Annotated in this window: 19 protein-coding genes and 1 riboswitch; of the genes, 16 read left to right on the top strand and 3 right to left on the bottom strand. The window is 56.2% G+C overall.

Going from position 1 to position 25,331, the window contains the following annotated elements:
- The first annotated feature begins 24 nt into the window (after nt 1–24).
- The 7 genes from nagA (at nt 25) to BN1189_RS07930 (ending at nt 8,476) form a co-directional block, all read left to right on the top strand.
- Nucleotides 25–1,194 (top strand): N-acetylglucosamine-6-phosphate deacetylase, encoded by a 1,170-nt coding sequence (gene nagA, locus BN1189_RS07900; protein ID WP_040227166.1) that lies wholly within the window; start codon nt 25–27, stop codon nt 1,192–1,194.
- Between the two features lie 189 nt (nt 1,195–1,383).
- Entirely contained in the window at nt 1,384–1,923 is a 540-nt protein-coding gene (locus BN1189_RS07905; RefSeq protein ID WP_040227167.1) for a helix-turn-helix domain-containing protein, read from the top strand.
- An 81-nt stretch (nt 1,924–2,004) separates the two neighbouring features.
- The gene (locus tag BN1189_RS07910) at nt 2,005–4,050 is read left to right on the top strand and encodes a hydantoinase/oxoprolinase family protein (RefSeq protein WP_040227168.1); all 2,046 of its coding nucleotides are present in this window, start codon (nt 2,005–2,007) and stop codon (nt 4,048–4,050) included.
- 1 nt (nt 4,051) lies between these two features.
- Complete coding sequence (locus BN1189_RS07915) at nt 4,052–5,794, top strand: hydantoinase B/oxoprolinase family protein (RefSeq protein ID WP_040227169.1); 1,743 nt, start codon at nt 4,052–4,054, stop codon at nt 5,792–5,794.
- A complete protein-coding gene (locus BN1189_RS07920) occupies nt 5,794–6,123 on the top strand; it encodes a cupin domain-containing protein (protein ID WP_040227170.1) in 330 nt (109 codons plus the stop codon). Before BN1189_RS07915 ends, BN1189_RS07920 begins: the two co-directional genes overlap by 1 nt.
- A 25-nt stretch (nt 6,124–6,148) precedes the next feature.
- Entirely contained in the window at nt 6,149–7,495 is a 1,347-nt protein-coding gene (locus BN1189_RS07925) for a purine-cytosine permease family protein (RefSeq protein WP_040227171.1), read from the top strand.
- Nucleotides 7,496–7,582: 87 nt separating this feature from the next.
- Nucleotides 7,583–8,476 (top strand): DNA-3-methyladenine glycosylase family protein, encoded by an 894-nt coding sequence (locus BN1189_RS07930; protein ID WP_257125398.1) that lies wholly within the window; start codon nt 7,583–7,585, stop codon nt 8,474–8,476.
- Nucleotides 8,477–8,703: 227 nt separating this feature from the next.
- Here the strand turns inward: BN1189_RS07930 and BN1189_RS07935 are convergent, their stop codons facing one another.
- Nucleotides 8,704–9,249, bottom strand: a complete 546-nt coding sequence (locus BN1189_RS07935; RefSeq protein ID WP_040227175.1) for a phosphoribosyltransferase family protein — start codon at nt 9,247–9,249, stop codon at nt 8,704–8,706.
- 21 nt (nt 9,250–9,270) lie between these two features.
- Nucleotides 9,271–10,347: a guanine permease gene (locus tag BN1189_RS07940; protein WP_040227177.1), complete on the bottom strand. Its 1,077-nt coding sequence runs from the start codon at nt 10,345–10,347 to the stop codon at nt 9,271–9,273.
- A gap of 73 nt (nt 10,348–10,420) precedes the next feature.
- Nucleotides 10,421–10,521: riboswitch (purine riboswitch) on the bottom strand.
- A gap of 249 nt (nt 10,522–10,770) precedes the next feature.
- Between BN1189_RS07940 and hemG the strand changes: the two genes are divergently transcribed.
- The 8 genes from hemG to BN1189_RS07980 all read left to right on the top strand — a co-directional run bounded on the left by hemG (nt 10,771) and on the right by BN1189_RS07980 (nt 23,235).
- Nucleotides 10,771–12,156 (top strand): protoporphyrinogen oxidase, encoded by a 1,386-nt coding sequence (hemG, locus tag BN1189_RS07945; protein WP_040227221.1) that lies wholly within the window; start codon nt 10,771–10,773, stop codon nt 12,154–12,156.
- Between the two features lie 13 nt (nt 12,157–12,169).
- Nucleotides 12,170–13,150, top strand: a complete 981-nt coding sequence (locus BN1189_RS07950; protein ID WP_040227178.1) for a carbohydrate kinase family protein — start codon at nt 12,170–12,172, stop codon at nt 13,148–13,150.
- 428 nt (nt 13,151–13,578) lie between these two features.
- A complete protein-coding gene (locus tag BN1189_RS07955; RefSeq protein ID WP_040227179.1) occupies nt 13,579–15,162 on the top strand; it encodes a DUF7309 domain-containing protein in 1,584 nt (527 codons plus the stop codon).
- Between the two features lie 87 nt (nt 15,163–15,249).
- Nucleotides 15,250–16,869 carry a plasmid pRiA4b ORF-3 family protein gene (locus BN1189_RS07960; protein WP_040227180.1) on the top strand — a complete coding sequence of 540 codons (1,620 nt, stop codon included), beginning with the start codon at nt 15,250–15,252 and terminating at the stop codon, nt 16,867–16,869.
- A 697-nt stretch (nt 16,870–17,566) separates the two neighbouring features.
- Nucleotides 17,567–18,889, top strand: a complete 1,323-nt coding sequence (locus BN1189_RS07965) for an acetamidase/formamidase family protein (protein ID WP_040227181.1) — start codon at nt 17,567–17,569, stop codon at nt 18,887–18,889.
- Nucleotides 18,890–18,961: 72 nt separating this feature from the next.
- Nucleotides 18,962–19,516 carry a glycerol-3-phosphate responsive antiterminator gene (locus tag BN1189_RS07970; RefSeq protein WP_040227182.1) on the top strand — a complete coding sequence of 185 codons (555 nt, stop codon included), beginning with the start codon at nt 18,962–18,964 and terminating at the stop codon, nt 19,514–19,516.
- Between the two features lie 422 nt (nt 19,517–19,938).
- Nucleotides 19,939–21,429 (top strand): glycerol kinase GlpK, encoded by a 1,491-nt coding sequence (gene glpK / locus BN1189_RS07975; protein ID WP_040227184.1) that lies wholly within the window; start codon nt 19,939–19,941, stop codon nt 21,427–21,429.
- 180 nt (nt 21,430–21,609) lie between these two features.
- Nucleotides 21,610–23,235, top strand: coding sequence for a glycerol-3-phosphate dehydrogenase/oxidase (locus tag BN1189_RS07980; RefSeq protein ID WP_040227185.1), 1,626 nt, complete (start codon nt 21,610–21,612; stop codon nt 23,233–23,235).
- A 63-nt stretch (nt 23,236–23,298) separates the two neighbouring features.
- Here the strand turns inward: BN1189_RS07980 and BN1189_RS07985 are convergent, their stop codons facing one another.
- Nucleotides 23,299–23,847, bottom strand: a complete 549-nt coding sequence (locus tag BN1189_RS07985) for a helix-turn-helix domain-containing protein (RefSeq protein ID WP_040227187.1) — start codon at nt 23,845–23,847, stop codon at nt 23,299–23,301.
- A 112-nt stretch (nt 23,848–23,959) separates the two neighbouring features.
- On the opposite strand from BN1189_RS07985, the gene BN1189_RS07990 reads away from it, so the two are divergent.
- On the top strand, nt 23,960–25,285 hold the full coding sequence (locus tag BN1189_RS07990) for an MFS transporter (protein WP_040227223.1): 1,326 nt from the start codon (nt 23,960–23,962) through the stop codon (nt 25,283–25,285).
- Nucleotides 25,286–25,331: the final 46 nt, after the last annotated feature.

The following is a 25,331-nucleotide window of genomic DNA, read 5'->3' on the forward strand; positions in this document are numbered from 1 at the left end:
CAGACGGAGGAAAGGATGAGAGAGATGAAGGCAATGCTGATCAGCAACGCCAAAGTGTATGCGGAGGAAGAAACGCTCGAAGGCGGATTCATCGTGATCCGGGACGGAAAAATCGAGTCCGTCTCCGGCAGCCGGCCCGTGGATCTCCCCGACGGGACGGCCGAAATCGACGGCTCCTCGCTGAACGCCCTCCCCGGGTTCATCGATGGACACATCCACGGGGCGGACGGGGCGGACGTCATGGACGCGACACCCGAGACGCTCGGACGGATGGCGGATTTCCTGCCGGCCGAAGGGACGACCGCGTTCCTCGCCACGACGATCACCCAGTCAAAGGAAAACATCGAGCGGGCACTCCGCAATGTGGCGGATTACCCGGGAAGGCCCGGCCAGGCCGAAGTGGCCGGCATCCATCTGGAAGGCCCGTTTGTCGAGAAGTCGAAAGCCGGTGCGCAGCCCGCGGAGTTCATCATCGAGCCGGACGCGGACCTGTTCAGAAAATGGCAGGAGATCTCCGGCGGGAACATTCGCGCCGTGACGCTCGCACCGGAGCATGACCCGAACGGCGAATTCATCGATATGCTGCGGAAGTCCGGCGTCGTCCCCTCCGCCGGGCATACCGGAACGGACTTCGCCGGCATGAAGCAAGCCGTCGCGCAAGGCGTCAGCCAAGTGACGCATCTGTGCAACGCGATGTCCGGCATCCATCATCGTGACATCGGGGTCATCGGCGCCGCCTTTCTGCTCCGTGGCCTGAAGGCCGAGCTGATCTCCGACGGCATCCACGTGTCGGACGAAATGCTCCAGCTCATCGTGGACAACGTGGGCACGGAGCGGCTCCTCCTCATCACCGACTCGATGCGTGCGAAGGGCCTTCCGCCCGGCGGGTACGAACTCGGCGGGCAGCCTGTCCAAGTGACCGAAGACCGCGCCGTCCTCAACGACGGCACGCTCGCCGGCAGCATCCTGAAAATGAATGAAGCTGCCCGCCGCATGCTCTCCCTGGATGGAGTGACCATGCGGGACATCGCCGACATGGCCTCCGCCAATCCCGCCCGGCAGCTCGGCCTGTTCAATCGCAAAGGCAGCATCCGCGCCGGAAAAGACGCAGACCTCGTGCTCGTCGACGATGGACTGAACGTGCGCTGGACGATCTGCCGGGGCGAGGTGGCGTATGAAAGACATGAAGAGTAAAAATAAATCTAGCATAGACAAAAAAAGATCCTCCATCAGAAACAAAGATGGAGGATCTTTTTTCGAAGATAATTAAACAAACATTAAAAAATATTCTTTTAATTACGAATAGATTATGGTATTATCAAAATTAATTAAATAGAGTCATAATTTTTACGGTACTACTATTTGTTGATAGGAGCGGTTCAAGTGGATGAAATTTATCAGGAGATTAAGCGCTTGCGTCTAGAGCAGGGTTACACTCTCAAAGACTTAAGTGAGCGCACAGATCTATCAGTAAGTTTTCTTTCTCAAGTTGAAAGGGGGTCTTCCTCTCTTGCAATTACTTCATTGAAGAAGATTGCGGACGCCTTCGGAGTTCCTATTACCCAATTTTTTCAGACTGAGGCCAATCACAACTATCTGCTGAAAAGAGAAGAGAGAAAGCCTTTCAAGATGGAGGGCTCCCCAAATGTCTATGTCAGGTTAAACGGAGAATTTGGGGGACGGAATCTGGAACCAATGGTCGTAAAGTTGGCACCAAAAGAAAAACAGATGCAGGACTCTCATCCTGGAGAAGAGTTCTACTACATTATGGAAGGGGCAGCTTTGTTCACTGTTGGCGGCAAGGAGTATTTTATGCGAGAAGGAGATTCTATCCATTTTCCTTCTACTGTTCCGCATGGTTGGGAGAATCCGCTTAATGAAGAAACCACCATCATTAGCGTCGTAACACCGGTTATCTTCTGAACTGCCGGATGACTGATGCAATGGACCATTGACACGCACTACGGAAGGAAATTGTAAATTGAATGATAGGAGGAAGCAATTATGAGAGTAGCAACGGATATTGGCGGTACGTTTACCGATCTGGTGTACGTGGACGCAGAAGGAAATGTAGGGGTGGCTAAAAGTCCGACAACACCTCCCAACTTTGAGCAGGGTGTGATCGACGTCATTAAAAAAAGCGAAGTTGATCCTGTCTCAATAGAAACATTCATTCATGGAACAACAGTGATCATTAATGCCTTAACGGAGCGGAAGGGTGTAAAAACAGGGTTAATTACAACAGCCGGATTTCGGGATGTGATGGAGATTGCACGCGGGAACCGTCCGGATTTATTCAATCTCCGTTATGAAAAACCGGCACCATTCGTCGAACGTTACTTGAGACAAGAGGTGCCGGAGCGGATGAATCAGCTCGGAGAAGTTATTGTCCCGCTGGATGAGAAGAGGATCGAGGAACTGGTTGCATACTTTAAAAAAGAAAAAGTTGACGCGATCGCTATCGCCTATCTTCATGCCTATAAAAACCCTGAACATGAAATCCGTACAATCGAGTTAATTCAAGAGCTTTGGCCGGAAGTGGCAGTGACCGCTTCGCATGAAGTAACAAAAGAATGGCGCGAGTATGAACGGACGAACACGGCTGTTCTGAATTCTTATGTTAAGCCGATCGCCTCTTCCTATATTGATCGTCTGAACGGGAGACTAGGAGAGCTTGGAGCAGGTGAACTGAGATATATTATGCAGTCGAATGGCGGGACGACTACGTTTGAACAAGCCAAGAAGACCCCGATCAACATGGTCGAGTCAGGTCCAGTCGCAGGAATTTACGGATCTGCATATCTTGGCGAAATCATCGGTGAGAAGAATATCATTGCTTTCGATATCGGCGGAACAACGGCTAAATGCTCCTTGATTGCCGAAGGGGAAGTCAAAGTCTCTACTGATTACTATATCGAGAAAGATGAGTATAAAGCGGGCTATCCGATCAAGACACCTGTTGTTGATATCGTAGAAATCGGTAACGGCGGGGGCTCCATCGCATGGATCGATGGGGGCGGCGCACTGAAGGTGGGTCCTCAATCCGCCGGTTCTGTGCCCGGTCCGGTGGCATATGGACAAGGCGGAATGGAACCTACGACAACAGATGCTAATTTGCTGACAGGGCGCCTCTCTCCGAAAAACTTTGATTATGACGTAGACATGGACAAGGTCCGGGAAGCTATTCAGACGAAAGTGGCAGATCGTTTCGGGATGAACCCGGAGGAGGGCGCACTTGGGATTATCCGCATTGCCAACTCCAATATGCTGAATGCCCTTAAGCTGATTTCAGTCCGGAAGGGGTACGATCCGCGCGACTTTGTACTCGTAGCGTTTGGAGGCGGTGGGTCGATGCATGCTCCAGCGCTTGCACGTGAGCTGGGTGTTACAAAAGTCATCGTGCCTGTAGCCTCTCCTGTCTTTTCAGCTTGGGGAATGCTCATGACCGATCTTCGGCATGATTATATCCAGACTAATATTGCCCGAGTTTCAGGGCTCGATTTGAACGAGTTCAACCGGGAGTGGGAGGCGTTGGCGCAAACGGCAACAGCTCAGTTTGCGGAAGAAAATATTGCACCGGATCATATTCGAATGATGCGATTCGCCGATATGCGTTACGCAGGCCAGGAGCACACTGTCAAAGTTCCTATCTCATCCGGAAAAATTACACCTGAAACCATTCGCCAGCTTGAAAAAGATTTCCATTCACTTCATGAGACAAATTACACATTTAAGCTGGAAGACGCGGAAACGGAAATTGTCAACCTGCACATGACCGCTTTTGGATCTGTCGAAAAGCCGGAACTGAAAAAGCTGGAGGCCGATGGCAGCACGATGGAGGATGCGCTCAAGGAAACTCGCCCTGTGTATTACGAAGAAAAGGGGTGGGTGACTACCAATGTCTACGATCGAATGAAACTCCAGCCGGGAATGGCATTTGAAGGACCTGCAATCATTGAAGAACAGGCGGCCGTGACAGTTATCTATCCTGAACAAAAAGCATCCATTGACCTATATGGAAACCTGATCATTGAAACGGAGGTACGCTAACATGGCAACGATTAAAGAGCAGTCAATCGATCCGTTTACGCTGGAAATCGTAAAAGATTCGCTTGTGGCAATTGGTGAGGAGATGTTCCACACATTGGCCCGCACTTCAATGAGTCCCGTTATTTACGAGGTTCTTGACTATGCAAGCGGATTAACCGACGCAAAAGGACAGCTTCTTACTCAGGGAAATGGGGTTACGGGTTTCATCGGAATGCTGACGTTTATGGTCAAAGAAACTCTGAACAAGTTCGGCGGGGAAGGAGATCTGAAGCCAGGGGATGTCATCATTATTAATGACTCTTATGGCGGAGGCGGATCCCACCTTTCCGATGTTGGGTTTGTTATGCCGATCTTCGCAGAGGGAGAACTTGTTGCTTTCGCTGCCAACAAAGCTCACTGGACAGATGTCGGCGGAAAAGACCCCGGCTCTTTCAGTAACGATGCTACGGATATCTATCAAGAAGGCCTTCAACTTCCTTGTGTAAAACTTTATGAAGAAGGCCGGCTCAATCAAGCGGTCATTGATATGATCAAGGTAAACATTCGTTTTCCGGATCTCTCCCTCGGAGACCTGTGGGCACAGGTAGCCGCCATTCGGACAGGAGAAAAGCGGGTTAAAGAACTTTGCGAGAAAAATGGAGTTAAAACAGTCAAGGCAGCAATCGTGAATTATTTGGATCACGGGGAGCAGATGGCACGCAAGGAACTGGCAAGGCTGCCTAAAGGAGAATTTTTTGCTGAAGATTTCATAGACGATGACGGTTTCGGAAATGGACCATTTAATGTTTGCGTGAAAGTCACAATAACGGATGATAAATTCATCTGTGATTTCCGTGGAACTCATGCTCAGGTGCCGGGTCCGGTAAACGTAACGTACACTGGACTGGTTTCTGCGGTCAGGACCGTTTTCCTGGCAATTACGAACCCGTCTCAGGACGTGAACGATGGTGTCTTCCGCCCGCTCGAAATTATTACGGAGCCAGGATCGATTGTATCAGCCGAACGTCCGGCCCCTGTCTCCATCTACTGGGAAGCCATGCAGGGCGGCGCTGATGTTGTCATGCAGGCATTGGCTCCGCATCTGCCGGATCGGCTGCCGGCGGGACAGCTGCTGTCCGTTTGCGCAGTCACTCTCAGCGGTAATCACCATGTGAATGGTGAGCCATTCCTCATCGTTGAACCTTCTGCCGGCGGCTGGGGAGCAGCCCGCGGACAGGACGGAGCCCGTGGCCAGTTTTGTATTGGCGACGGTGAAACGTATAACGTGCCTGTTGAAGTGGCAGAAACACGGTACGGCGTCATGATTGATGAATATAGTTTGAAGACGGATGGGAAAGGTGCCGGTGAGTATATCGGAGGCGCCGGTGTTATCCGCAGTTACCGGGCAATGACAGATGGCCAAGCTGTATCAGCCACATTTGGCCGAAACAAGTTCCATCCATGGGGATTGAATGGCGGCGAAAAGGGTTCACCGAATGAATTTATTATTGAGAAAAAAGATGGAACAACAGACGGTCCGTTCGGAATGTATCCGAGATACCCTCTGAATAAGGGGGACGTCGTAAAGTTGATGACTGCCACAGGAGGCGGGTATGGCGATCCGCTGAAACGTCCTGCGGAGCAGGTGGCACGCGACGTAAAGAACGGTTATATGACGCTTGGACAAGCCGAGGAAAAATACGGCGTTAAAGTGAACCCGGGAACATTTGAAGTCGAAACTGTAACGGAAAAGAGGAAAGCATAATGGATATTTTCAAGCTGGCTGACGTGAAGGAAGAAGGAAATGATTCTTACTCGATGAAAACAGTTTTCTCCGAACCGGTTGGAGATTCCGAGGTGAAAGTTGGCCGTGTCGTCATCCGCGCAGGTGAAAAGGTCCCGCTAACAGGTGTCTCAAAACACGCGGAGAATGAATACTCCATCATTCTTAAGGGATCTCTCATCACTGAAATTGGCGGTGAGAAAATCCGTGTTAGTGCGGGAGATGCCACGCTTATCCCAAAAGGCGAGGAGCATGTGGCCACTAATGACGGTGATGAGGACTGCGAGCTTGTCTTCGTAATGGTAGGCTAAAATTTAAAAAATGGGGGATCGTGAAATGGAAGACACAAAACCGTTTGGCGGCGGCAAGGACGAAGCCCTTGCTGCTATTCCTGAAGATAAGCGTCAGCATTGGTTGACACCAGCCATGATATTTGGAGGTCTTGAATTCACGATTCCCGTTCTCATGGTCGGTGCCACACTCGCAGGTTCCTTCGGCATGTCGGAAATCTTCTGGGTATTACTAGTCTCTCTGGTTGTTATTCAATGGATCGGCAATGCAATTGCAGGCTATATGGGAGCCAAAACCGGCCGTTCTTCGTCCGTGATTGCAAGATCGAGTTTCGGAGCCGCACAGGCAAGGTTCATAGTAGGCCTAACTATCTTCATTGTTTCACTCGGTTGGTGGGCGTTGCAGACTGCTGTTGCAGGCAATGCAATCTCCGCTATGTTTGGTATCGATTATGAGAATCAGTTCTGGCCATGGGCAATTGTCACAGCTGTTGCAGGATTGGCATTTGCAATCCCTTCAATTATTGGTTATAACTCGATGAAATGGACGGATTACATTGCGGTGCCTGCAGGCCTGCTTCTCATTGTGGGAGGAATTTATTTCGCCCTTAAAAACACAGGTCTGCATACAATTATGGCTTGGAATCCAGATCCTCAGATTACCTTCCTGGCAGCACTGTCACTTGTTATCGGACTTAATGTCTCGCAGTGGGTGATTGCTTCAGACTATACGAGGTACGCCAAGCCGAAGGTCAAAGACAACATTCTTATACCGCTGGGGATCGTGGCAGTCGGTTTTCCGTTGTTTTATGTTGGAGCAGTTATGTCCGTAGGGGTAGGCGATGCGGATATCGTCAATGTGATGATGAATCTTGGTTTCCCGGTATGGGGTTTCTTCATACTCTGGTTTGCAACGTGGACAAGTCAACTCGTCAACAACTACAGCATGGGGTTGGCTCTCTCCAATTTGTGTAACGTCAACTCAAACCGTGGCCGAGCGCTTCTGACATTGGGCGGTACATTGATTGCGATTGTCATAGCCCTTGCAGGGATTCTCGACTATTTCATGGACTTTCTCTACATGACAGCGCTTGTCTATCCGGCCATTGCCGGAGTAATGATGGCAGACTTTTTCTTTATCCGTAAGCGCCAATGGAAGGACCTTTCAGGTTGGAATTGGATGGCGACAATTGCTCTCGTGTTCGGGACGCTAATCGGCTATCTGACCCAATATGTTAGCACATTCGGAATTCCGGCTGTTCAATCACTAATCGCATCCGGCATCGTATACTTGGTCGCAATGCAACTGAAAGCGAAATTCAAACCGGATCACTTCACTGAAGACATAGGCAAGGAACTGCCTGTTGTTTCTAAACGAGCAAAGGTGGTTTAACGGAACATCACGGCTCTCTTAGAGGGCCGTTTTTATATTTCGGAAAGTGAATGTAAGATAAACTGAAATCAAAAGGAGGAATGTGTGTTGGAAACAGATAGAGTTATTGTCCATACACCCCCGGATTTCAGCTTCCCCGAATGTCTGGCGTATCTTTCGCGCTCCGCGGATGAGTGCATGTTCCACATAGAAGGGGAGACGGTGACCCGCGCGCTGGAAGTCGATGGACAGCCGGTCGTGTTCAGCATGTCGGAGGATCCGGACGGAATCTCCGTCGAGTTCAAACAGGGCCGTCCGGATGGAAAAGCCGGTGAGGAAGTATCGGCTTTCATCCGGGACTGGCTCGACCTCGGCCGGGACCTGACGCCGTTCTACGAGCTGGCGGAGGGGGATCCGCTTTTGCGGCAGGCGGTCCGGGAGCATCGCGGCCTCCGGGTCGTCGGGATTCCGGATCTGTTTGAGACGTTCGTCTGGGCGATCCTTGGCCAGCAGATCACCGTTTCGTTTGCCTACGTGCTGAAAAAGCGGTTCGTCGAGACGTTCGGGACGCCGGTCGAATCGGACGGGCAGACGTTCTGGATATTCCCTGATGCCGGAGCGGTCGCCGGCTTTGACCCGGATGCACTCCGGGAACTGAAGATCACCGGTCGGAAAAGCGAATACATCATCGACATCGCCCGGATGATCGCGGACGGAGAACTGACGAAGACCGGCCTGCTTGAGTTGAAAGATGACAAACTGATCGAGAAGGAACTGACGGCTATCCGGGGAATCGGTCCGTGGACGGCGAACTATGCGCTCATGCGCTGCCTGCACTCCCCGGACGCCTATCCCGCGGCCGACGTGGGGCTCCATAACGCACTGAAGCTCGCGGCGGGACTCGACCGGAAGCCGACCTTGCCCGAGACGGAGGCATTCGCCGAACCGTGGAAAGGCTGGCGCGCGTACGCGACGTTTTATCTATGGCGGCTGCTGCATTGATGGAAAGAAAAAGAAAAAGGGGCGGTCCGGAAAGCATTGAAACGCCCCGTTAAACAGCAAAAAGCAAGGATGCCGGAAGACTCCTGCGGGAAAGCCGGCCGGCGAGACCCCGCACGGCTGAAAGCCGGAGGAGGCTTGACGGCTGGCCCGCGGAAAGCGACCAGAGTCCTTGCTTTTTGCTTTTTCTATGAGGGAGCTGACCATACGTCAACTCCTTCTTTCTACCATTAATCCACCGGAAACAGCGGAAGCCGTTCGAGGTAGATGATGTCTTTGCGTTCGGCGGCGTTGCCTTCGGCCAGGATGGCGGCACGGGCGACGACTTCCGCGCCGGCTTTGGTTACGAGCGCTTCAAGCACGCGGATGGATTCCCCGGTGCTGATGACGTCGTCGAGCAGGATGACCCGGCGTCCGGCCAGTGCTTCGGCGTCGGTTCCGTCGAGCACGAGGGTCTGCTCGCTCTGTGTGGTGATGGAGTACACCGTCTCTTCCATCGGATGGTCCATGTAGGCTTTCACGCTTTTTCGCGCTACGATGTATCGCTTCATGCCGAGCTTGCTCGCCACTTCATGGACGAACGGGATGCCTTTCGCTTCGGCGGTGACGAGGAAGTCGGCATCCGGCAGCCTGCCCGCGATGAGCGAGGCGGCCTCGGACACGATTTCCGTGTCGCCGAGGATAACGAAACTGGCGATCCTCATCTCTTTGGAAACGGGGATGATCGGGAGCTCCCGGATCACGTTGCCGACTTTCAGCATATAGGTCTCTTTCAATCGGATCAGTCCTTTCAATTTTTAAGCGGCACCGAACAGGCCGAGGAGGAAATCAGTGACAACACCCGCCAGCATGCCGAAGAACGGGTCGGTCAGCGCGGTGATGATCATCGTGACGGCTCCGGTGATTCCACTTCCGGCTTCTTCGCCTGTCAGGGAGGCGATGGCATTTCCGGGAAGGGTGACGAACGCGCCGAGCACGAACAGGAAGCCGGCGATCGATGCGCTCGGGACGAACTTTCCGATTTTCGGAAGCAGGCCGGTAACGAGAATCGCCGCCATGAGGATCATCATGAGGACGCCGGACAGCACCGCATGCGGCGCACTCGCCGTGGCGGAGATGACGATCTCGACCGGGGCCCCGCCGAAGAAGGAGGAGGCCATGTCGGCGAGCGAGGAGATAACGGTGATCGTGTCGACGTTCACGTCGGCGCCGGCGATTTCCCCGTTAATCTTGCCGAAGGCGATGTTGGCGCCGATGTTCAGGCAGACGAGCGCAAGGGCGCCGCGCAGCACGGACGGGTTCATGACGAGCCGCTGCCGGATGAACCCTTCTTTTATTGAAGGGATGGGCTCTGACTTCGTGCCGCCCTTTTTGGCAAACGCGTAGGCGATGCTCGACAGGACGACGGACACGGTGATCGTGTACACGAGGTCGGCCGTGGCGATATACGTCAGCAACGCGCTCGCCATCGAGACAATTCCGATGAGCCGGTCGGCGCGGGCCATGTCCCAGGCGACTTTTGCCAGCATGATGCCGACGCCGGCCATCATCCCGCTCGTCACGACCGGACCGATCCAGTCGATGATGCCTTCAAGGACACCGAACAGGCCGATCACCGCCAGAATCGCGGCGCCGAAAAAGATCATCGAAAGCCGTTCGCGCATATTGCGGCCCATCGTCCCGGCGAGCGTGAGCGTCTCGGCCTGATAGGAAATGACCGCTACGTTGCTCGTCGCCATATTGCCGGCCGCACCGACAACAAAGGCAAGCGCTGTCGGGATGGAGGCGAAGCCGAATGTCATGGCGAGAAGACCCTGGGGCAGCGCGTTGAGAACACCGCTGAGGGCGGCGAGTATGTCTTTCCAGATATCCATGTCGTGCTCCTTTTTCCCACACAAAATGCGCCGCTCCGTTCGGGAGGGCGCATCATGAAAAAACCGCGGAAAGCGGGCTTCTGATAGCACCCATAGTGGCGGGGTTAAGGCCCCGTCGTAGAAACATCCGAACCGGATTATCGGACTTATATGGGAGAGTTATTAGTTCTAAGCCAGTGTAACACGGGAAAAACGGATGAGACAATGCAATAACTGGGTTGAAAGGGGTTAGATTAGGTAAATAGGCGAATAAAATTACGGAAGGCCCATCAAAACATTCGCCTTTTCACCGGATGCCCAGTTGATCTTCCCGCTTTTCATTCATGAAACTGTCAATCCGGCTCGGTCCGGCGGGTCGCACGGGCAACGGAAAACGGTGTACACTTGCAGGAGAAGAAAGTCGCAGAAAAGGAGCGGGTCTGGATGAAAAAAGTGTTGGTGGTCGGCGGGGGAATCACGGGACTGTCGGCGGCGCACCGGCTTCGGAAGCTGGCGGATGAATCGGGACAAGAGATCCGCGTCACGCTCGTCGAAGCGGATGAACAGCTCGGCGGAAAGCTGCGGACGGTGAAGAAAGACGGATTCATCATGGAAACGGGGGCGGATTCCATCGTCACCCGCCATGAGGGGATCCGGACGCTCGTTGAAGAACTCGGCCTCGGGGACCGGGTCGTCCATAATGCGACCGGAATCTCCTACTTGTACCGGGACGGAGGACTGCACGCCATCCCGGCGGACACGGTGTTCGGCATCCCGATGAGCGAGGAGTCGCTCATGAAGTCGACGCTCGTATCGGAAGAAGGGAAGCGGACCGCCTTGCGCGATTTCGAAGAGGCCGAGCACTCCTTCACATTGGACAGTCCGGTCGGCGAATTCCTCCGCGCATTCCTCGGAGACGAGCTCGTCGAACGCCAGATCGCACCGGTGCTGTCTGGCGTGTATTCCGGATCGATCGATTCCCTGACGCTCGGGTCGACGCTTCCGTATCTGCTCGAATATAAAAACGAATACGGCAGTATCATAAAAGGACTCGGCGCGAACCGGGCGAAGTTCGAAGCACAGGCGAACAAGAAGTTCCTGTCGTTTGACGGCGGGCTGGACGTGCTCATCGATGCGCTCGAAGAAGCGATGCCGGACGCGGAGATCCTGAAAGGCGCGAAAGCCGAACGCCTCCGGAAAGTCGGCGGCGGGTACGAACTTTCGGTCAAGGGAAGCGGGGTGATCAGGGCGGACGCCGTCATCCTGGCGATCCCGGACGGCCAGATCCGCAAACTGCTCGGGGAAGAGGCGCCGGACGATTTGTTCCGCAAATTCACGAACGCATCGATCCTCACGATGTATCTCGGCTTCGACCTGCCGGATTCCGACCTGCCCGCTGACGGGACGGGCTTCATCACGACGGGGGACGGAGCGGTCATCTGTGATGCCTGCACATGGACGAGCCGGAAATGGGCGCATACATCACCGGACGGACGGCTGCTCGTCCGCCTGTTCTATAAGAACGCCAACCCGGAATTCGAAGAAATCAAAGAGATGGACCGGGATGCGCTCATCTCGCTCGCCCGCCAAGACCTCGAAAAAAGCCTCGGCATCAAAGCGGAGCCGGCCGTCGTCGAAGTGACTCCGTGGTACGGACTCATGCCGAAATACGGACTCGGCCACCGCACGGCCGTCGAAGAACTGGAAGCCCTGCTTGATGAGGAGTATCCGGGTGTCGCAGTCGCAGGGGCCTCCTTCCACGGCGTCGGCATCGGCCTCTGCATCGAAGACGGCCGGAAACAGGCGGAGCGCGTGATCGCACAACGATAAGAGGAGGGACGCAATGGCGAAAGTTCTGTCTGTCGGAGAAGTGCTGATCGACTTCACGCCGTACGGGATCTCGGACAAGGGCGATCCGCTGTTCGAACAGAATGCCGGCGGCGCGCCGGCGAATGTCTCGGCGATGATCGCCAGGCTCGGCGGCCAGTCATCATTGATTGCCAAAGTCGGACGCGACGTATTCGGGGAGACGCTGATCCGCACGCTCAAAGATGTCGGCGTGGAAACGGCCGGCATCCGGTTCTCGGACGAGGCGAACACGACGCTCGCATTTGTCCACTTGCACGAAGACGGAGACCGGTCGTTCAGCTTCTACCGGAAACCCGGCGCGGACGCGCTCCTCACGGAAGACGACATCCCGGACTCGGCGATCGGCTGGGCGGAGATCCTCCACGCCGGTTCTGTCTCGATGACGAAGGAACCGGCCTGCAGCGCGACGCTGTCCGCCATCCGGCGTGCCGCACGGATGGGGAAAGCCGTCTCGTTTGACCCGAATATCCGGGAAACCCTGATCGGCGACCGGGACCGGCTCATCCGGGATATCCGGAGCATCCTGCCGCTCGTCCGCTATCTCAAAGTCGCCGAAGATGAACTGGTTCTGATTGCGGATGAGCCCGATGAAGAACGGGCATGCGCGTGGCTGGCCCGTGAATATGGCATCCCCGTAATCGTCCTCACGAGAGGCGGAAAGGGCAGCGCCTGTTACTCGGAAGGCCGTCTGACGGAAGTCCCGGCATTCCCGGTGAACGCGGTCGATACAACCGGAGCAGGCGACGCATTCTGGGGTGCCTTCCTCTATCAGCTTTCGGAAGCCGGCCCCGGAGAAGGCACGCTGAACCTCGGCCGGCTCCCCGACTGGCTCCGCTTCGCCAACGCGGCCGGCGCACTCGCAGTCACAAAACGCGGCGGCATTCCAGCGTTGCCGGGGAAAAAGGAGATTGAGCGGTTGATGCAAGGGAGTTCCGAGGCATCGGATGGCCTGTGACGGCATCCGGAGGATCATTGGCGCTCTGGTTCAGATACACAACGTTTCATATGAGATCAACAACGTTTCAGGCCAGATCAATAACGTTTCAGCTGAGATACACAACGCTTTGTCCCATAGACGCAAGATCGATCGCAATTGATCCCGAGTGAGTGGCAATCAGAGACAGAACGGAGCTTCATATCCATCAGCTTAGCTTCCAATAATCCACCGCGCGGCGGAGACCCCGAAAGAATCTCGGGTCTTCGCCGTTTTGATTTCCCCGGGTCCAAACCGTGCTTTCACAACGTCCAAAATCCAATTTTGCCGCAAGTTATCCTGTATTGGACCGATGAAAAACCGGGTTTCCGGCTTCGGTCTTTAGGTCGATTGTCCTGGTCGGGAATCGGCGGATACAATAGGGAAAATGGTGGATAAGGGGGATGCAGATGATCGTCAGGATGGAAGTTGAAGTGGTGGACTATTGGCCGCGGACGAGCCGGGTGCTCGAAGTGGAGGGGGACTGGTCGCTCGGGAAATTGCATGAAGTGCTGCAGACGGCGTTCGAGTGGGAACGCGGTCATGCGTACCAATTCAGCTTTCCGGCCCGGAGCAGGCGAAAAGAATGGGAAACGGTCATCGATGAAGTGGAATCGCCCCGGTGGAAGATCCTCGACTGGCTCAAGAGGGCGGGGGCTGAAGGGGTGTACCGCGTGGACGCGGGAACAGGCTGGGAACACCGGATCCGGGTTGAGGACGTTTTCGAAATCGATCCGGAACGAGGTTATCCGAATTGCCCGGCAGCCGAGGGGGAGCTGCCCGAAAAGCTCACCGTGCCGCCGATGTTCGTGCCTGCCGGGACCCGGACGCCATCGGATCTTTGCCTGGATGCGAACAATTCGTTTATCAAGTTCGACGGCATGCCGGACGCCTACAATCCCGACGTTCACTGGAGCGGCACATTCTGCAGCGAGGATGAAGACGGGGACGGCCCGGCTTCCCTTGAGGACTTCGAAAAAGTCAGGTCGACCCTCAGAAAAGGAACGGTCAATGCCACCCGGGCGATGAAGGAACTGTATGACGAAAAGCCGTGGGACCGTCTGGACAACCGGCAGATCATCGCGATCGAACTGGAAGGAACACGGGAGCCGTTTTTCGTGTCGGTCCTCGGCTCGGACGGCAAGGAGTTCGGGCTCGTCCTGTATTATGGCTGGGACGGCTACCGGATCCTGCGCCGCGAAATCGCCGGCACCCTCGCCGGCGAGGAGGCGATCCACGGACTGCCCGGCATGTTTGCCACATTCATCCGCCGAAAGGAGATGTTCCTGCCGGAGCGGAAGATGTTCCGGGAACTCGGCTTCACCTTCCCCGATGACGGCTGGCCGCTGATGCGCGTCCACGAGCCGGGTTATATGCCGAATCCGCCGATGCCTCATGACTTCATCATGCTGGAGGAGGCGATTAAGGCTGTCAAGACGGTGAGCCGGGCGGCGGCGGAACACGGACTGGAGGTCCCCCGCCTCGGGGAAGATCCGGATCTGCTCGTTTTCCGTCCGGCGGAACCGGGGACGGGGGAGATGTACCCGGAACTCATTCCGGTGCCGGGGGAGCCAGCCGCCCACAGGCCGGGACTCCGGGTGAAGGATCATACCCTTTGGCATATCCTGAGGCTGCCGGTCAAAGATGAACGCGTAGAGTTTGACGTCTCCTTTTGGCCGTCCGCGCTCCGGGAAGAGGGCTGGCCGAGGATGTATCATCCGCTCGCCGTTTTCGGGGCGGATGCCGATTCCGGCGAATTGATTTCCCGGCAGTTCCTGTCCCGCCCGGCACCGGACGTGATGGCGCAGGCGGTGTTCGCCGATTTTCTGATCTTTAGCTACGGGGCGATCCCTGCCGAAGTCCTGATGACGCAAGAAACGGAACGCCGGATCCGCCCGCTCCTCGACAAGCTCGACCTCCGCGGGACCGTCGTCGGCCGGCTGCCGGGGATCGAGGCGGCGAAGGAAAAGATGAGGGGCGGACTGCCGGTTTGATTATTGCCTATTTTCTTTCCGGATTGCTGTCCGCCGCTTCCGTGGACATGTACAATAGAATTACATCACGGAACGGGGGGAAGCGGAATGATCTATGATCTGGAAGTTGTACTGGACGTCGTCGAGCCGCCGGTCATGCGGAGGCTGCTGGTGGAAGGGGAAACGACGTTCGGGGAGCTGCATGCCATTCTTCAACTGGCCTTCGAATGGGAAGACAGCCATCTGCACTCTTTTTGGGTGATGAAGCGGGAAGGCAGAGAAGGACGGACGGAAATCGGCCCGATTCCGCCTCCGGGACTGCAGGACGGCCAGCTTCCGCTGGATGAAGAAGAGCAGCGGCTGGACCGGTGGCTCCTCCAGCCCGGTGACGAAGCCGTCTATATGTACGACTTCGGTTCGGACTGGAGCCACCGCATCACGCTGAAAGGCGTCGCGAAGGAAAACCCGGAAGAAGTTTATCCGGTATGCATCGGGGCATTCGGCGAGCCGGCGGAAGAAGACACGTTCCCGCCGGAGTACGACGGAAGCGGCGGGCGGACGCCGGAAGAACTCGTGGCCGACATCAACGATGATTTCAACGAGTTTACGGATCTGCTGGATGGCGATCTGCTGGCGGATCTTTTGGCAGGTGCCCCGGACGGCCCGGGTGAAATCTTCAGTTTCGGCGACCCGGACGGTCTTGACGGGGGGCCGGATGAAGAGGATGTCCGCGAGATCTGGAGTGAGACGCTGTCGACCGTGAAGGAGCTCGGCAAGCTGAAGCCTTGGGAGTTCATCGGGAGCGACCAGGTGTTCGCGATCAAGGACCCTCATCTGGCCGAGCCGATTTTCGTTTCCGTCCTCGGTGCGGGCGGGGAAGAGTTTGGAGTCGTGACTTACTATGGCTGGGAAGGGTACAGCTACCTGCTCAAGCTGTTTGACGGCACGCTCAAAAAAGAGGAGAGCCTCTACGGATTGACCGGCCTGGCGGTCTACCTTGAAAACCGGGAAGATCTGTCGAAGGAAGATTATCAGCTGATCAAAGACCACGGCTTCTCGTTCCGCGGGAAAAAGCAGTGGCCGTGCTTCCGGAACTTCGAACCCGGCTTCGCGCCTTGGATCCCGGACCCCGATGAAGCCGCATTGCTGACGAATATCCTGTCCGCCGTTCATTCCACGGTGGAGATCATCAAGGGCGGAAACGAAGTCCCGGAATTCCACCGGGACGGGGAGATGCTGGCATACATGCCGGACGAAGACGATCCGGAACTGATGGAGCCGGTCATCATCGCGGCACCGATCCTGCCGCCCGAGCCGGAAATCCCGCTCTTCCTAAACGAGCTGGACGTGAAGCGGCTGCAAAAATTGCCCGCAGTCGATGTTCCGTTTGAATTCGGGCTGTTCCGGATGCTCGGCGCCGTCCAGGAGCAACCCGGCGACCGTCCGTTCTTCCCGCTCATCGCGCTGGCGCTCCATATCGAAACCGGCATGGTCGCCAGCTATGACCTGCTCCCGGCCACCGAGCCGGCCATCGCTGCGCAACCCGCGCTGGCCGATTTCCTGACCCGGATCGAAACGGTTCCCGCCAAACTCCACGTCGATGAAAAAACCGCGACATATCTGAAACCGCTCACCGACAAACTCGGCATCCGGCTGAACGTGAAAAAGCGGCTGAACGGATTGGAGAAGGTGATGCAAGAGATGGAAAGCGGAATGGATTTCATGTGACAAATAACTTGCAGGAAGCGGAAATTTGATCCGTTCCGAACTGTTTAAATAAGAAAAGCCATGCAGCCGATTTTCCGGATGCATGGCTTTCTCTTTTATCGAATCCTGGCCGCACGACCTCTTACTATCTATTCGGGGGCTGGTTCTATCTATTCAAGTGATGATTCTATCTATTCAAGTGATGATTCTATCTATTCGAGTGCTCATTCTATCTATTCATCTTCCATGCCGCGGCCAGCAGTTCCCAGCCGCCTCTCCGATACACGACCTCTTACTATCTATTCGAGGGCTGGTTCTATCTATTCGAGTGCTCATTCTATCTATTCATCTTCCATGCCGCGGCCAACCGTTCCCAGCCGCCTCTCCGACACACGACCTCTTACTATCTATTCGAGGGCTGATTCTATCTATTCGGAGGCTCATTCTATCTATTCATCTTCCATGCCGCGGCCAGCAGTTCCCAGCCGCCTCTCCGACACACGACCTCTTGCTATCTATTCGAGTGCTGGTTCTATCTATTCGAGGGCTCATTCTATCTATTCGGAGGCTCATTCTATCTATTCACCCTCACATGCTATCTATTCACGCGCGCTGCCCGGATCTGCTTCCTGGCCGCAGGACCCGTGGCTTTGGCCACAGGGCGCCGATCGGTGATAAGATAGAATAAGAGTCTGAAAATTCGAAAGGGGAGCTGGACATGGTTCATAAAGCAAAGCAGGTCGGAGAGGCGAAAGAACTGTTGCTGGTCAATGAATTCATCGACGGGGTGCTGGATCCGGAGAAGCCGATGCTCGGACCGGTCAAGGACGGGGGGCATATCGTCGCGCACACCGCACCCGGCTGCTGGGGGCCGATGATCACGCCGTGCATCAAAGGCGGACACGAAGTGACGAAGCCGGTGTACGTGGAGGGGGCGGAAGTCGGAGACGCCATCGCCATCCGGATCAAGTCGGTCGAGGTGACTTCCCGTGCGACCGCCTCCGGGAATGACCGCCCGGTGGAAGGCAGATTCCTCGGGGACCCGTTCATCGCGGTGAAATGTCCGGGCTGCGGAACGCTTTATCCTGAGACGGTGATCGAAGGAATCGGGCAGGAGGCCATCCGGTGCGCGGAGTGCGGGCAGAACGTGACGCCGTTTGAATTCACGAACGGATACACGATGTTCTTCGATGAACAGGGAGACGTCGGCGTGACCCTTACAAAAGAAGCGGCGGAGGATGTGGCTCGGAGCGGGCGGGAATACATGCAGACGCCGGACAATTCGGTCCAGAATCCGATTGTCACGTTCGCGCCGCATGATCTTGTCGGCGTGATCGCCCGGACCCGCCCGTTTCTCGGGCAGCTCGGCACGACGCCGTCAAGGCCGACGCCGGATTCACACAACGCGGGCGATTTCGGGTCGTTCCTCGTGGGTGCGCCGCATGAGTATGCGTGCACGGATGAGGAGCTCGAGACGCACCGGACCGACGGACATATGGACATCAACCGGGTCCGGGCCGGCGCGGTTCTCGTCTGTCCGGTGAAAGTGCCGGGCGGCGGGGTCTATCTCGGGGACATGCATGCGATGCAGGGGGACGGGGAAATCGCAGGGCACACGACCGATGTGGCCGGGGTCGTCCATCTGCAGGTCCATGTGATCAAAGGCGCCGGGCTGGCGGGACCGGTCCTGTTTCCGAACACCGACGATCTCCCGTATACCGCGAAGCCGATCACCGTCGCGGAGCGGCGCTCGGCGGAGAAAGTGGCCCGGCAGTGGAACATTCCGGAGCTTGAGGAATCGCTGCCGGTCTCATTCGTCGGTTCGGGCCCGACCTTGAACGACGCCACCGGAAACGGCATGCAGCGGGCGGCAGACGCATTCGGCGTGACGGTCGAGGAAATCATGAACCGCGCGACGATCACGGGGGCGATCGAGATCGGCCGCCACCCGGGCGTCGTCACCGTCACGTTCCTCGCACCGGTTGATTATCTCAAAAAGGTCGGTCTTCATGAGCTGGCGGCAGGGCAGTACGGGGAGTGATCTTAACCGGTAATGCCGGAGGACGGGCAGGATGGTACACTGACAGTATGAATAAAGTCAGGAGAGAAGACGATGATCTTATCTAAAAAAATCCTGCCGGCTTTCTCCAGCATGAGAGAATTCGAAAGGTTCCTGGAAAGTGATTACGAGGCCGGCATCTTCCTGGAGCTGCACGTTTCCCAGCTCAAGCATGTTGCCGGAATGGCGAAGGTGCACGGCAAGAAGATGATTTACCACGTTGACCTGATCCAGGGCCTCAAGAGCGACGAGTACGCGACAGAGTACTTATGCCAGGAGTTCAAGCCGTACGGGCTGATTTCCACGAAAGCCAACGTGATCCAGAAAGCGAAGCAAAAAGGGGTCTTGTCCATCCAGCGGATCTTCCTCATCGATTCGCATGCCCTGGAAAAAAGCTATAAACTGATCGAGCGCACAAAGCCGGACTTCATCGAGGTCATGCCCGGAGTGGTCCCGTGGATGATCACGGAAGTCAAACAAAAGCTCGGCATCGAAATCTTTGCCGGCGGGCTGATCCGCACCCGGGAAGACGTGGAGACGGCGATTGCGGCAGGCGCGCGGGCGATCACGACATCGGACACGGAGCTTTGGGACCTATTCTCCGAATAAGGGCAGGATCCGCTCCGGCCGGGTTGTCAAAGCTTCCATGATTGACGAAAGTGGAAGAAAGCGTTAACATCGACGATGAAGTTAATACTTTGAAGGAGAACTGGGAGATTCACATGCAGGCCCGCGATTTCAGCAGGGCGATGTGGATTTCCTTGTTCTTTTTTGTGTTTATTTTACAGGCGAGGATATAACGGGATGAATCCGTTTTAGGGAGTATTGATCGGATCGTGATCGGCCCGCGGATTGCTCATTTCCTGTTAGGTATAGCATAAGCCATCTGTAGAGAAACCTGACCGCTTACGGTGTCATCTGCGGATTTCTGCTTCTTCTGAGCAGGGTTTGCGCAGAGAACTGGACACCATCGCATTCGGACCCATGCATGCGAATAAAAAGAGAAACGGCTTACCAAGGAGGAAACGGGCTTGGAACAGTATATTTTATCCATTGACCAGGGGACGACGAGTTCAAGGGCGATCCTCTTCAACCAAAACGGGGAGGCGGTGCATACCGCCCAGCAGGAGTTCAGTCAATACTTTCCCGAGCCGGGCTGGGTCGAGCACAATGCCAATGAAATCTGGGCGTCCGTCCTTTCAGTTGTGACGACCGTCCTGACGCAGGCGGACATCGAGCCGGCGCAGGTGACCGCCATCGGCATTACAAACCAGCGGGAAACGGCAGTGGTATGGGACCGGAAAACCGGGCAGCCGATCTATAACGCCATCGTCTGGCAATCACGGCAGACAGCCGGCATCTGCAATGAACTGAGGGAGCAGGGCCATGAAGCGATGATCCGTGAAAAGACAGGGCTGCTGATCGATCCGTATTTCAGCGGAACGAAGGTGAAATGGATTCTGAACCATGTGGACGGGGCAAGGGAACGTGCGGCAAAAGGCGAGCTCCTCTTCGGGACGATCGACACTTGGCTGATCTGGAAGCTATCGGACGGGAAAGCCCATGTGACCGATTATTCGAATGCTTCCAGGACGCTTCTTTATAATATCCATGACTTGAAATGGGATGCGGAACTGCTTGAAATGCTTGAAATACCGTCTGCCATGCTGCCTGAAGTGTACCCGTCTTCCCACATATATGCCTATACGGCCTCCCAGCACTTCTTCGGGGAAGAGGTTCCGATCGCAGGAGCCGCGGGCGACCAACAGGCGGCGCTGTTCGGACAGGCCTGCTACGAAAAGGGGATGGCGAAAAACACTTACGGAACCGGCTGTTTCATGCTCATGAACACGGGTGAGAAGGCGGTCTCCTCCAAACACGGCCTGCTGACGACGCTCGCCTGGGGGATTGACGGCAAGGTGGAATATGCGCTCGAAGGCAGCATTTTCGTTGCGGGATCCGCCATCCAGTGGCTGCGCGACGGCATGAGGATGCTCAAAGACAGCGCCCAGAGCGAGTCGTATGCCGAGAGGGTCTCTTCGGCGGAGGGCGTCTATGTGGTGCCGGCCTTCGTCGGGCTGGGCACCCCGTACTGGGACAGCGAGGCGCGCGGGGCGGTGTTCGGCCTGACGAGAGGGACGACGAAAGAGCATTTCGTCCGGGCCACGCTGGAATCGCTCGCCTACCAGTCGAAGGATGTGCTGAATGCGATGGAGGCCGACTCGGGCCTGCCGCTGAAGACGCTGCGCGTGGACGGAGGCGCAGTGAAAAATAATTTCCTCGCGCAGTTTCAGAGCGATATTCTCGGCGTGCCGGTCGAACGCACCGTCGTGAACGAAACGACGGCTCTCGGGGCCGCCTATCTGGCTGGACTCGCCGTCGGTTTCTGGGAATCCTGCGAAGAGATCGCACTGCAGGGGAAGGTCGGACGGAGATTTGAACCTTCGATCGAAGAAGAGTCACGCAATCGCCTGTATGCCGGATGGAAAAAAGCGATCGAGGCGACCATCGCCTTCAAATGAGCCGGGGATTTGATTCCGGACGTCCGGGTCTGGTATGATAAAGACAAGTTAATCACCACGTCTAGAGTCACAGAGAGACCTGAATTGCACGGCGGACTGGCCGCCGTGCATCGTTCAGGTCTCTTTTTGTGTTGGTTGTTTTCCAAATAAAGTAATTCAACAGTCAATGGAGGGAACAGAATGGATTTCTCAGCAATGAACCGGGATCAAATTCTAAAGGACATGGAAGCACGGGAATTCGACTTGCTCATCATCGGCGGAGGGATCACCGGTGCGGGCATCGCCTATGATGCGGTGACCCGGGGCATGTCGGTGGCGCTCGTCGAAATGCAGGATTTCGCCGCAGGGACTTCGAGCAGGTCGACGAAGCTGGTGCACGGCGGGCTCCGCTACTTGAAACAGTTTGAAGTGAAAATGGTCGCGGAGGTCGGCAAGGAACGCGCCATCGTCTTTGAAAATGGCCCCCATGTCACGACGCCCGAATGGATGCTTTTGCCGTTTCACAAGGGCGGCACGTTCGGAACGTTCACGACGAACATCGGCCTCAGGGTCTATGACTTCCTGGCAGGCGTGAAAAAGCAGGAGCGCCGGAAAATGCTGTCGGCCGAAGAAACAGTGAAAAAAGAGCCGCTCGTCAAAAAAGAGGGACTCAAAGGCGGCGGCTATTACGTGGAATACCGGACAGACGATGCCCGGCTGACGATGGAAGTGATGAAAGCGGCTGCCGCGCACGGGGCGCTCGCTGTCAACTATATGAAAGCCGAAGATTATATCTATGAAGAAGGCAAGATCAAGGCCGTCCGCGTGCATGATGAGATCAACGGGAAGACCGCCGAAATCCGGGCGAAAGCCGTCGTGAATGCCACCGGCCCATGGAGCGATAAGATGCGTGACAAAGACGCCGCGGGCAAAAAGCGGCTCCGCCTGACGAAGGGTGTCCACATCGTCTTTGACCAGAGCGTGTTCCCGCTCCGCCAGGCGGTCTATTTTGACACGCCGGACGGACGCATGGTGTTTGCAATTCCGCGCGAAGGCAAAACCTATGTCGGCACGACCGATACGTTCTACGACCAAAATCCCGTGCATCCGAAGCCGCTTGCCGAAGATGTCGACTATCTGCTGAAAGCGGTCGGGTTCATGTTCCCCGAAGTGGACGTCAAGCCCGAAGATGTCGAATCAGGCTGGGCCGGCGTGCGTCCGCTGATCTATGAAGAAGGAAGGAACGCCTCCGAAATCTCCCGGAAAGACGAGATTTGGGAATCGGACAGCGGCCTGATCACGATCGCCGGCGGCAAGTTGACCGGTTACCGGAAAATGGCGGAGACGGTCGTCGATCTCGTTGCCCGCCGGCTTGGCGGTAATTACCGGCCATGCCGGACGAGGCAATTGCCGATTTCCGGCGGGGATGTCGGCGGTTCGGCCAAGTTTCCGGCTTATGTTGAAAGCAGGGTGGAAGAAGGAGTGGCGGCCGGCCTCACCCCCGGGCAGAGCCGGGCGATCCTCGAGAAATACGGCACGAATGCCGGTGACCTCTTTGCCTGCGCCAAAGATGGGGGAGAGGACGGGCTGCCGCTGGACGTCTATGCCGTCCTGAAGTACGCAGTGGACCGGGAAATGGCCGTTAAGCCGGTCGATTTCTTCATCCGCCGAACAGGTGCCCTGTTCTTCGACATCCACTGGGTGCGCCAATGGAAAGAACCGGTCATCAACTGGATGGCGGACGAATTTTCATGGAGCGCCGATACGGAGAAACAGTATCGGGAAGAGCTTGAAGAAGCCCTCCGCGAAGCCGTGCCGGAAATGTGACGGCCGGATTCCCCGGCTATGCCGGCCAGAGAAACCATCATAGAAAGTGGACCGTTCCGTGCTTCAGCGGAGCGGTCCTTTTTGCGTGTCCGATCCGACGCAGAGAAAGACGGCGTCTTCGCTGTTGCGGTTGTACCAATAATGGGGCCCGCCCGCGTCATAAAAGAGCGACCGGCCCGGCCCCAGTTCATGAAGGCTGCCGCCCAGTTCCACTGTGAGCACGCCTTCGAGCACATAGACGAACTCCTGTCCGGCATGGGTGATCGGCCGCCCGCCGTTCTCGCCCGGTTTCAGCCGGACGCGCATCGGCATAAAGTCGGGGGCATCGAATCCGGTCGCCAAGTTCTGATAGTGGATGCCGTACGAGGCGATCCGCTCGTACATATAGGATCCGTTATCCGGCTCCGTGCGCTCATCCTCGAAAAAGTCGCCCGGACTCACGCCGAGCGCAACGGCAATTTTCTTCAGCGATTCGAGTGTGGCCGATGACACGCCGCGCTCCAGCTGGGAGATGAAGCTGATCGAGAAGCCGGTCCGGCCGGCCACGTCCTTCAGGGTCATCTTCCTTTCTTTCCTGAGTTTCTTGATCGTCTCTCCAAGTTGGCTCGTCATATTATCCTGATCTTCCTTTTAAATTAATGTTGACGGAATATTTGTTCTTGTATAGAATGATAGCATAATTGAAGTGACGCTTCAATTTAAAAGGGGATTGGGGGAAATCCAGATGGAAAAGAAGGATATGCGGCGCGTGCTCATCGCGAGCCTTGTCGGAAGTTCGATCGAGTGGTTCGACTACTTCCTGTACGGGACAGTGGCGGCGCTCGTATTCAATACAGTGTTCTTTGTCGCGGAAGACCCGTCGATCGGGCTGATCCTGGCCTACGCGTCATTCGCTTTGTCATTCTTCATCCGGCCGCTCGGCGGGGTGATCTTCAGCCATATCGGGGACCGAATCGGCCGGAAGAAGACACTCGTCCTGACGCTCAGCCTGATGGGGATCGCCACGTTCGGGATGGGGCTCCTGCCGACGTACTACGCGATCGGCATCTGGGCGCCGATCCTGCTCATCACGCTCCGGCTCATCCAGGGCCTCGGAATCGGCGGCGAATGGGGCGGTGCGATGCTCCTCGCGGTGGAATACGCGCCGAAGGAAAAGCGCGGGCTGTTCGGTTCCGTCCCGCAGATGGGCGTCACGATCGGGATGGTGCTCGGTACGCTTGCCCTGTCGATCATGACGCTGCTTCCTGAAGACGCTTTCATGAGCTGGGGCTGGCGGGTGCCGTTCCTTCTGAGTGCGCTGCTCGTCGTGTTCGGCCTCTGGATCCGTAAAGGGATTGAAGAGACGCCGTCGTTCCGGGAAGTGCAGGCGAAGGGCACGATTCCGAAAGTGCCGGTCGTCGATACGTTCAAATATCACTGGCGTGAAGTGCTCATCGCCATCGGGGCGAAGGTCGTCGAGACGGCGCCGTTCTACATCTTCGGAACGTTCGTCGTGTCGTACGCGACGACGAATGTCGGTCACTCGAGCAGCGAGGTGCTGATGGCGGTCATGGTGGCGACGATCATCACGACCGTCCTGATCCCGGTCATGGGCAATCTGTCGGACAAAGTCGGCCGCAAGCCGCTCTATGTGTACGGGACGGTCGCGATGGCGCTTTATGCATTCCCGTATTTCTGGATGCTCCATCAAGGGTCGAACCTGATGATGTTCGTCGCGACGATCATCGGGCTCGGCGTCATCTGGGCGCCGATTACGGCCGTGCTCGGGACGATGTTCTCGGAGATCTTCTCAGCAGAAGTCCGCTACACCGGCATCTCGCTCGGCTACCAGATCGGCGCGGCCGTGGCGGGCGGGACGGCGCCGCTCGTCGCAGCGTCCCTGCTGCTGAAGTTCAACAACTCGTATGTTCCGGTTGCGCTCTATATCATCTTCACGGCGCTCGTGTCGCTGCTCGCCATCTGGGCGGTTCGCGACAGGAAAGACCAGCACCTCGATGAAGGGATGGAACTGCCGGAAGAGGCGCGCGTCCCTGAAAAAACGCTCGTCTGAAAGAGCGCATGAACAGACAGCAAAGAATGGCGGAAGGTGGAATTTG

This window comes from Bhargavaea cecembensis (assembly GCF_000826125.2).
Taxonomy (GTDB): Bacteria; Bacillota; Bacilli; order Bacillales_A; family Planococcaceae; genus Bhargavaea; species Bhargavaea cecembensis_B.

Excerpts from the sequence above, each read along its gene's own strand:
- BN1189_RS07960 (WP_040227180.1), top strand. The coding sequence starts at position 15,250 with ATGATCTATGATCTGGAAGTTGTACTGGACGTCGTCGAGCCGCCGGTC.
- BN1189_RS07925 (WP_040227171.1), top strand. The coding sequence starts at position 6,149 with ATGGAAGACACAAAACCGTTTGGCGGCGGCAAGGACGAAGCCCTTGCT.
- BN1189_RS07910 (WP_040227168.1), top strand. The coding sequence starts at position 2,005 with ATGAGAGTAGCAACGGATATTGGCGGTACGTTTACCGATCTGGTGTAC.
- nagA (WP_040227166.1), top strand. The coding sequence starts at position 25 with ATGAAGGCAATGCTGATCAGCAACGCCAAAGTGTATGCGGAGGAAGAA.
- BN1189_RS07940 (WP_040227177.1), bottom strand. The coding sequence starts at position 10,347 with ATGGATATCTGGAAAGACATACTCGCCGCCCTCAGCGGTGTTCTCAAC.
- BN1189_RS07950 (WP_040227178.1), top strand. The coding sequence starts at position 12,170 with ATGGCGAAAGTTCTGTCTGTCGGAGAAGTGCTGATCGACTTCACGCCG.
- BN1189_RS07920 (WP_040227170.1), top strand. The coding sequence starts at position 5,794 with ATGGATATTTTCAAGCTGGCTGACGTGAAGGAAGAAGGAAATGATTCT.
- BN1189_RS07990 (WP_040227223.1), top strand. The coding sequence starts at position 23,960 with ATGGAAAAGAAGGATATGCGGCGCGTGCTCATCGCGAGCCTTGTCGGA.
- BN1189_RS07955 (WP_040227179.1), top strand. The coding sequence starts at position 13,579 with ATGATCGTCAGGATGGAAGTTGAAGTGGTGGACTATTGGCCGCGGACG.
- BN1189_RS07980 (WP_040227185.1), top strand. The coding sequence starts at position 21,610 with ATGGATTTCTCAGCAATGAACCGGGATCAAATTCTAAAGGACATGGAA.
- BN1189_RS07985 (WP_040227187.1), bottom strand. The coding sequence starts at position 23,847 with ATGACGAGCCAACTTGGAGAGACGATCAAGAAACTCAGGAAAGAAAGG.
- BN1189_RS07915 (WP_040227169.1), top strand. The coding sequence starts at position 4,052 with ATGGCAACGATTAAAGAGCAGTCAATCGATCCGTTTACGCTGGAAATC.
- BN1189_RS07970 (WP_040227182.1), top strand. The coding sequence starts at position 18,962 with ATGATCTTATCTAAAAAAATCCTGCCGGCTTTCTCCAGCATGAGAGAA.
- BN1189_RS07965 (WP_040227181.1), top strand. The coding sequence starts at position 17,567 with ATGGTTCATAAAGCAAAGCAGGTCGGAGAGGCGAAAGAACTGTTGCTG.
- hemG (WP_040227221.1), top strand. The coding sequence starts at position 10,771 with ATGAAAAAAGTGTTGGTGGTCGGCGGGGGAATCACGGGACTGTCGGCG.